8 protein-coding genes are annotated in these 7,949 nt (G+C 72.6%); 4 read left to right on the top strand and 4 right to left on the bottom strand.

Features of this window, described 5'->3' with window-relative positions:
* The 4 genes from QZ433_RS06975 to QZ433_RS06960 form a co-directional block, all read right to left on the bottom strand.
* A partial coding sequence (locus tag QZ433_RS06975; RefSeq protein ID WP_295781151.1) for a hypothetical protein occupies positions 1-181 on the bottom strand: 181 nt, incomplete at its 3' end.
* A 339-nt stretch (positions 182-520) separates the two neighbouring features.
* Complete coding sequence (locus QZ433_RS06970; RefSeq protein ID WP_295781147.1) at positions 521-1,819, bottom strand: glycosyltransferase; 1,299 nt, start codon at positions 1,817-1,819, stop codon at positions 521-523.
* Between the two features lie 23 nt (positions 1,820-1,842).
* Positions 1,843-2,835, bottom strand: coding sequence for a hypothetical protein (locus QZ433_RS06965; protein ID WP_295781144.1), 993 nt, complete (start codon positions 2,833-2,835; stop codon positions 1,843-1,845).
* Positions 2,832-3,773, bottom strand: a complete 942-nt coding sequence (locus QZ433_RS06960; RefSeq protein WP_295781141.1) for a WcbI family polysaccharide biosynthesis putative acetyltransferase — start codon at positions 3,771-3,773, stop codon at positions 2,832-2,834. The genes QZ433_RS06965 and QZ433_RS06960 overlap by 4 nt, the downstream gene beginning before the upstream one ends.
* Positions 3,774-3,830: 57 nt before the next feature.
* On the opposite strand from QZ433_RS06960, the gene QZ433_RS06955 reads away from it, so the two are divergent.
* The 4 genes from QZ433_RS06955 to QZ433_RS06940 are packed head-to-tail and all read left to right on the top strand — an operon-like array spanning position 3,831 to position 7,922.
* Complete coding sequence (locus QZ433_RS06955) at positions 3,831-4,979, top strand: glycosyltransferase (RefSeq protein ID WP_295781138.1); 1,149 nt, start codon at positions 3,831-3,833, stop codon at positions 4,977-4,979.
* Entirely contained in the window at positions 4,976-6,112 is a 1,137-nt protein-coding gene (locus tag QZ433_RS06950) for a glycosyltransferase (RefSeq protein ID WP_295781137.1), read from the top strand. The genes QZ433_RS06955 and QZ433_RS06950 overlap by 4 nt, the downstream gene beginning before the upstream one ends.
* Positions 6,109-7,113, top strand: a complete 1,005-nt coding sequence (locus tag QZ433_RS06945; protein ID WP_295781134.1) for a hypothetical protein — start codon at positions 6,109-6,111, stop codon at positions 7,111-7,113. The genes QZ433_RS06950 and QZ433_RS06945 overlap by 4 nt, the downstream gene beginning before the upstream one ends.
* Positions 7,110-7,922 (top strand): galactosyltransferase-related protein, encoded by an 813-nt coding sequence (locus QZ433_RS06940; RefSeq protein ID WP_295781131.1) that lies wholly within the window; start codon positions 7,110-7,112, stop codon positions 7,920-7,922. Before QZ433_RS06945 ends, QZ433_RS06940 begins: the two co-directional genes overlap by 4 nt.
* Positions 7,923-7,949 lie beyond the last annotated feature (27 nt).

Here is a 7,949-nt window from a genome sequence, read left to right as displayed (position 1 = left end):
TGCACACAACACCGGGAAAACGATGCTGCAGCGAGTTTGAAACTGACCAAAGAAAAACATCATTACTGACGAATTTCACGCCAACCCCCAAAAAGAGGATTGGACTTTGATCCAAAGGAATTTCTCGTAATCCAACAAAAGTCAGACCGACGAGGAATAAATTGGCATTTGACAAGTGCACGCTGTTGAGTTCTCAAGGAACGGACGCACCCACAGACACAGTCATCACGACCAACCCATGAGGCAGTTCACTCCACACCACCGACACACAACCCCACACCACACCCCACAAGGAGCAGACAATGAGAGAAGAAGCCGAATGGCAGGACCCCAACACTAGACCAGAAAGCCGAAACTCTCAACATCCAGATCGGGGGCGGTTCACCACTTGAGTGGACGCGGGGCCTTCCGGCCGCTCCGCTCTCCCCTGTGGGGCGAACAAGTAATAACTTACGCCCGAACCACACCCCCGTCGAATCCACACCACACCCCGGGCGTGTCGCGCTCCTCCCCGGTGCCGTCACACGAAGTGATCGACCCCGCCCCATCCCCCGAGCCACGCCTCGACGTGCGGGTCGGGTCTCATCAGATGCAGGCCCGAGACCACCGTGTTCTCGGAGGCATGAGCCGCAGAGGTCCCCCATCGCCTCTCGCGGCGCATCGCCCGGCGCGAACGTGCAACGCCGACGAGGTCCCCCTCTGGCGATATGAGCCGGACCAGTCCGACCTCGCCGTCCGCCAGCACGGCCACTGCCGACCGCAACGCGTCCGGCTCCCGGACCACGGCGGGCGCCTGCAGGCGGAGGACGATCCGCGCGTCCATGTCGCCGGAGCCGGTCGAGATACGCGGATCGCCGCCGAGAGCCGCAGCCGGGGGGATGGCATCCATCGTCACCGCGGAGCGGGGGAAGGCCGCGAGGAAGGAATCGGCGCAGACGAAGGCCGCCGCGGGCGAGGGGGTCCCGGGCACCACGACCAGCAGATCCGCGTCGCGGGAGAGCACTCCCCGCGCGGCGGACCCGTCCACGGGGATGCGTCGCGAGAGCAGCAGACTCTGGCGGTTGCCCTCGTCCCTGCGGTCGACGCCGTCGCGACCGGCCCAGTCGGGACCGTCGTGCCACGCCACCGCGTCCGGGACATGGGCGAGGACGGCGCCCGACTGCCACGCCCGGTGGGCCCACTCCCAGTCCTCTCCCCCATAGGACGAGAAGGCCTCGTCGAAGCCGCCCACCTCGTCAAAGAACGACCGCGAACACGCGAGGACCGCGCTGATGACGTAGCGATAGGACCGATCGTCGGCGTGCAGCAGATCCCCACTGCGCTCGTACGCCTCGCGCAACCACTCGGGCTCGGTCAGCTCGTGCACCGGGCCGACCGCCTCGATCGGCTCGTCGGCCGGAATTCCGGACAGATCCGCGTGGCGCCGGCGTCCCACCGTCACCGCCTCGGACAGCAGAGCGGGCAACCGGGAGAGCCGCCTGACGTAGGCGGGTTCGGGGGTGGTGTCGGCATCCAGGAAGCAGAGGACGTCGCCGGTGGCGGCAGCAGCACCCAGGTTCCGGGCCGCGGCCGCGCGGAAGCCGAGGTCGTCCTGGCGCACAAGGCGCACCCCCTCGGGTATGACGGGCTCCTGCGGAGAGCCGTCGTCCGCGACGATGATCTCGAGCAGTTCGCGAGGGTGGTCCTGTCGGGCGAGCGCCGCGAGCGTGCGAGCCAGCTCGTCGGGCTGGGCGTAGTGCGTGACGATGACGCTGACCCGCGGGGGATGCGGCTGCCGGTGGGCGACGAGATCCCAGCGGTTGCCCGGGACCCACGGCATCCGGTCATTCCATTCCGGAGGGATCACGCGGATACCCCGCTCCACCAGCGCACGTAGGCACGCGCGGCGTCGGTACGGCCGAACGGCACGGGATCGGCCCCGTGCCACGTCGACGAGGAATCGGCGCGCGCCGCGGTGACCGCTCGGGCGAGGTCGCCCGCCTCGACGACGGTCAGCGTGCCCGGCCGCAGCGCCGCCATCTCGTCGACGTAGCGGTTGCGCACGGCCACGGGGCATCGGCCCCACCCGACCCACGAGGCCAGCGAGCCCGACGCCGAGACGTGACGGTGGGCGATCACGGGCACGGCGACGCGGGCCGCGCGCGCCGCCATGTCGGCGTCGTCGAGCCACCCGGTCACCTCGACCGCGACGCCCTGCCCCTCGGCCCGGCGGACGAAGGCCTCGAGGTCGGCGGCATGACCGTCGGAGGCACGGCCGAGGACCGTCAGCCGAGTGAGCCCCGCCGAGACCGCCGCGGCCAGCGCCTCGTCGTGCCCCTTGCCTGGGTAGAAGTACCCCAGGACGCCGACGGCGTCGTCGTGCCCCTCGTCGATGCGGGAGGCGCGCGCCGAGACGACCGGCAGGGGGACCACGCCGACCGCGCCGCTCCAGACGCCTTCTTCGCGCAGCAGGTCGCGCTCGTGCACGCTGTTGACGACCACTCCGCGCGCGGCCTCGACGACGGCGCGGTAGAACGCCGCGCGCCGGGGGCGGTTGCGCGGACCGTCGGACTCCTGCGGGACGTCGTGCAGGGTGACGGTGAGCGGATGCCGCGCGGCGAGCGACGTCACATGGTGAGCCGCCTCTTCGGGCGAGGCGCCCCACAGGCGGTCGGTCACGTGCGCGTGCACCGGCGTCCCGGGCGTGAGGGCGGCGACGGCGTCCGGGGTGACCACCCGTGCGCGGTCGTCGAGGCGCACCACCTCGGCCGCCGTGTCGCGCGCGTACACGGCGACCCCGTGCGTGCCGGGGTGGACGAGGAGGACGGGCGGGGCGGCATCCGTGATCGTGTTCATCGGGCGGTGCTCCAGGTGCGGATGAGCGGGGCCATCCGGTCGACGACCGCGGCGAGGAGGGCGGGGCGCTCGGCGTAGTAGGCCGTGTGAGCCTCGCGGACGACCTCGGCGGGGACGACCTCCGCGCCGACGACCCAGTCCGGGCGGGGAGCGGTGCCGAGGTCCCAGGCGTCGACGACCCAGTCCTCCAGCGGCGCCCGCACGGACGCGAGGATCGGACGGCCGGGATCGACGACGCGCCCCGGGGCGCCGAGGGCCGCGACGATGCGCTCCCCCAACGGCAGGAACAGCGCGTTGCCCGGGTGGTTGACGGTGCGCGCGAGGTCCTCGACGACCGGGTCGAGAAGATCGGATGCCGCGACGTCGAGGCCGAGGCCCTCACGGCGTCGCAGCTCGGCGCGCGACGCGTCGGCGATCGCCCGGACCGCGGCCGGAGGAAGAGAGGCGGCGAGATCGATGCCGGCGGCGCGGGCGACCGTCCGGACGTCGTGATAGGCCACCAGCGGCGGGTCCTCGGGGAAATCCGGGAGCCGCAGCACGGCCTGGAACGGGTGGAGACCCGCGAAACGGATCGCGGGGACCGTCACGGTGCGCGCCGACGCGGGCAGCGAGCGGCGCAGTTGAGCGGAGCCCAACGGCATCCCCCGGTAATCGTCCCGGATGGGCTGGACGACGAGGAACGCCGCCCCCGCGATGAGTCGGTGCAGTCGTCGGGTGTCCTCGGTCGTGAGCTCGTGCACCGCGGGCACGCGCACGGCGGGGAGCGCCTCGGACGAGATGACGAGGCGGAGGGACTCTGCCTGGCAGTTGCCCACCACGACGCCGTACCCCTCGGGCGGGGCGACATCGCCGTGGAACGCGGCGTAGTGGGCGCGGCGCGCTATCAGCACGTCGTCGTGGTCCGCAAGGCTCTGCGCCCCCGCCGTCTCGACACCCATGATGTGAACGTATCCGTCGGTGTCATCGTCGTCCCAACCGCCCCGTTGCATTGCGATGTGCCTGGCGATGCGGTACGCGCACCGCCATGCCCGCACGCACGAGGAGGAGAGAAGATCGTCGTCACCACCGTCCCCCCGGTCCGCGTCGCCGCCGTGCCGTCGGCGCACCCGTACGTCGCCGCCGTCACCGACCCGGAACACGTCCAGCTGCTCGCCGATCCTCCGCCCCCGGGCGCCCCGGCCGGACAGTGGTGGCCGCCGCAAGTGCTGCTGCCCGCCTGGCTGCGCGCGAACGTCGATGATTTCGACCTGGTCCATGTGCATTTCGGCATCGAGTCCTACAGCCCGTCCGAGCTGGCCGAGACGGTGGCCACACTGCGCGCCCTCGGGCGCCCCCTGGTCTACACGGTGCACGATCTCGAGAACCCGCAGCTGAGCGATCAACGCGCGCATCGCGCCTCGGTCGCCGTGCTCGCTCAGGACGCCGACATCCTCATCGCCCTGACCGACACGGCCGCCGCCGAGGTCGAGAGCCTCACCGGGCGCACCCCGATCGTCATCGCCCACCCGACGCTGCTCGACGACGGCGAGCGTCCGGTCGGCACCCGGCACGACGCCGTCCGCGTCGGCGTCCACCTCCGCGATCTGCGCCCCAACATCGACGGCGTCGGGACGACCGCGACTCTCGTCCGGGCCATCGCCGACCTGCGGTCGCAGGGCGCCCGGGTCGAGGGCGTCGTGCGGCTGAACGAGAAGGTCCGGGATGCCGAGGCCGCGGCATCCATCGATCTGCTCGCCCGCGATGCCGACGGCGTCCGGGTCGAACGCGGTCCGCGACTCGACGACGACGAGCTCGCCGCCTGGCTCGCCGAGCTCGATGCGTGCCTGCTGCCGTACCGCCACGGCACCCAGTCGGGATGGGCGGAACTGTGCCATGACCTGGCCGTTCCGGTCATCGGTACGCGCGTGGGCCACATGGCCGCCCAGCACCCCGCCGACTTCCACACCTTCGGCGTCGGCGATCCCGTCTCGCTCGCGCGGGCCATCGTGGGGGCCACCGACCCCGCGTGGTCGACCCCGGGAACACCGCGGCGCGCCGCGGAGGTCGCTCGGCGACGCGAGGAGCGCACCGCCGAGCGAGACGCCGTCCGCGCAGCCCACCTCGCCGTGTACCGCTCGGCGCTGTCGGCCGAGGACGCGGCATGATCCGGGGTCAGCGCCCGTTGCGCATCCTCGTCGTCGCCCCCAGCCGGTACCCGCTGCGTCAACCGCACGCGGGTGGTCTCGAAGCCTGCGTGTGGGATCGCGTGCGGTGGCTGCGCGAGCGCGGACACGAGGTGACCCTGTGCGCGGCGGAGGGCTCCGACTTCCTCGGCGACGTCCCGGAGTTCCGCCTGCCGGTTCCCGAATGGACACGACCCGAGGACGCGTCCGACACCGACTACCCCGAGGGGTACGGCGACGCCGTCGACACGGCCTACGAATCCGCGCGGGACCGACTGCTCGCCGACCGTCATCTCTACGACGTGGTCGACAATCACAGCCTGCATCCGGCCCCCATCCGCTGGAGCCGCGAGGCCGACATCCCGGTGGTGACCACCCTGCACACACCGCCCCTCGAACCGCTGCTCGAGGCCGCCGCCCAGGTGCGCGACAGCCCGCACCGCTTCGTCGCCGTCAGTCAGGCGACGGCCCGCGCGTGGTCCATCGAGGGGGTGGACGCGTTCGTCTTCCCCAACGGCATCGACACCGATCAGTGGGTACGCGGCGACGGCGGGACCTCGTGGGTGTGGTCCGGCCGAGTCGTGCCCGAAAAGGCCCCCCACCTGGCCATCGAGGCCGCACGTCACGCGGGCGCCCACATCAGGCTGGCGGGCCGCATCGGCGACGTCGACTACTTCGAACAGGAGATCGTGCCGCGCCTGGGTGCGCACGCCCGTTACGTGGGCCCTCTGCGTCAACCCGACCTGTGCCGCCTCGTGGGGTCATCGGCCGTCGCGCTGGTGACGCCCATGTGGGAGGAGCCCTTCGGCTTGGTCATCGCCGAGGCCCTGTCCACGGGAACCCCCGTCGCGGCCTTCGACATCGGCGGCGTGTCCGAGGTGCTGGCCGGCATGCCCGGCTCGGCCACCGTCACCGCCGGCGACGTGGTCGCCCTCGCCCAGACCGCGTCGCGCTTGGCGGCGGAGGGGGCACGCGAACCCCTCACGCGCGTGTGGACACGGCGGGCCGCCGTCCGGCAGCACTCCCTGGCGCAGCGCTACCGCGAGGTCGAGCGCGTGCTCTCCCACACCGCGCAGCCCGCGGTCGCCCGCCGGGTGCCGGCGGTGTCGTGGTGATCGGCTGGTACGTCCACCACCACGGCTACGGTCACGTCGCGCGGTTCCTCGCGGTGCACCCTCACCTGCGTGCCCCCGTCGTGGCGTTCTCGTCGCTGGCGCGTCCCGCGGGACTCGCCCCCGACGTGGAATGGGTGGAGCTGCCCCCGGACGCCGACCCGTTCGACGGCCCCGACGGCTCGACCGTCGACCCCCGCGACGCCGACCCGACCGCGCGCGGCTCACTGCACTGGGCTCCGCACGCCCACCCGGGACACCGCGCTCGACTGGCGATGATCGCCGCGGCCACGGTGGACCGGAACCTGCAGGCGTTCGTCGTGGACGTCAGCGCCGAGGTGGTCGCGCTCGTGCGCCTTCTCGGCCTGCGCACCATCGCTGTGACGCAGCCCGGGACGCGCACCGACGCCCCGCACGCCCTCGCCTACGACCTCGCCGACCGCATCGTCGCGCCCTGGCCGCACGGTGCCGTACGGACCGACGGCCTCACGGCCCACGGTGATCGCGTGGTCTGGACCGGCGGGATCTCGCGATTCGACGGGCGCCACGCCGGCGGTGAGGTCGAGGACCGATCGGTGCTGCTGCTCGGTCGTGTGCTCGAGCCCGCGGTACGCCGCGAGGCGACGCGTCAACTGCGGGATCGCGGGTGGAGCGTGACGGCGATCGGACACGACGCGGCCTCGCGGATCGACGACCCGTGGCCTCTCCTCACCCGCAGCACCGTCGTCGTCAGCGCCGCCGGGCAGAACAGCGTCGCCGACCTCGCCGTCGCGGGCGTCCGCGCCGTCGTCATCGCGCAGGAACGCCCCTTCGCCGAGCAGGAGCACACCGCGGCGGCCCTCGAGCGCTGGCGGTTGGCGCACCGGGCCGACGCGTCGGTCCCGGCCCTCGAGCTGGTCGAGCTCGTCGAGACCGCCGCCGGCGACGCACCCGACTGGAAGCGCTGGCAGGTGGCGGGTGCGGCGCAGCGCATGGCCGCCGCCGTCGAGGCGGTGCTGCCGTGAGGACGGCTGTCATCACGGTCGCCTCGCGCGCACGTCGCGAACACCTCGAGCGCCAGCGGCGCGTGCTGGCAGAGGTCGCCGAGGACATCGTGCGCGTCGAGGCCTGGCTCGACGAGACGGCCCCGGAAGTCGTCCCGGACGCCGAGACCCGCACGATCCACGTCCCGCCGGGTCCGCACGGACTCCGGGTCGGCGAGGGGCGCAACCGGGCTGCCGACGCCGCGCTCGACGCCGGGGCCGACCTGCTGGTGTTCCTGGACGTGGACTGCCTGCCCGGGCCGGGGTTGCTTCCGGCCTACCGCGCCGCAGCCGCCGCTCACCCCGGAGCCCTGCTGGCCGGAGCCGTGACCTACCTGGCGAGCGTCCAACGTCCTGAGCGGGCCGCCGACCTGCCCTTCCTGGTGCGCCCCCACCGCGCGCGTCCGGCCCTCGCGCCGGGCGCGACCCGGGCGGCGACCGCGACCGAGTTCGACCTGTTCTGGTCGCTGTCGTTCGCGGTGACGCCCGCGACCTGGGCCCGTATCGGAGGTTTCCACCCCGGATACGAGGGGTATGGCGCCGAAGACACCGACCTGGCCTGGACCGCGCGCGCCGACGGCGTCGAGCTGCGCTGGGTGGGCGGGGCGGATGCGTTCCACCAATGGCATCCGGTGTCTTCTCCGCCGTGGCAGCACCTCGACGACATCCTCCGCAACGGCGCGACGTTCCACGGCCGGTGGGGCTCCTGGCCGATGGGCGGATGGCTGGACGCCTTCGCCGCGGCCGGGGCGATCGAGAGATGCGGCGACGGGTGGGTGCGGACCGGCTGAGGGGTGTCGGGTGTCCAAGACACCTGG

It is taken from the genome of uncultured Microbacterium sp., assembly GCF_913776565.1.
Lineage (GTDB): Bacteria > Actinomycetota > Actinomycetes > Actinomycetales > Microbacteriaceae > Microbacterium.
Note: the sequence above shows the minus strand (reverse complement) of the source record. Positions and strands in the feature narration are given on the sequence as shown.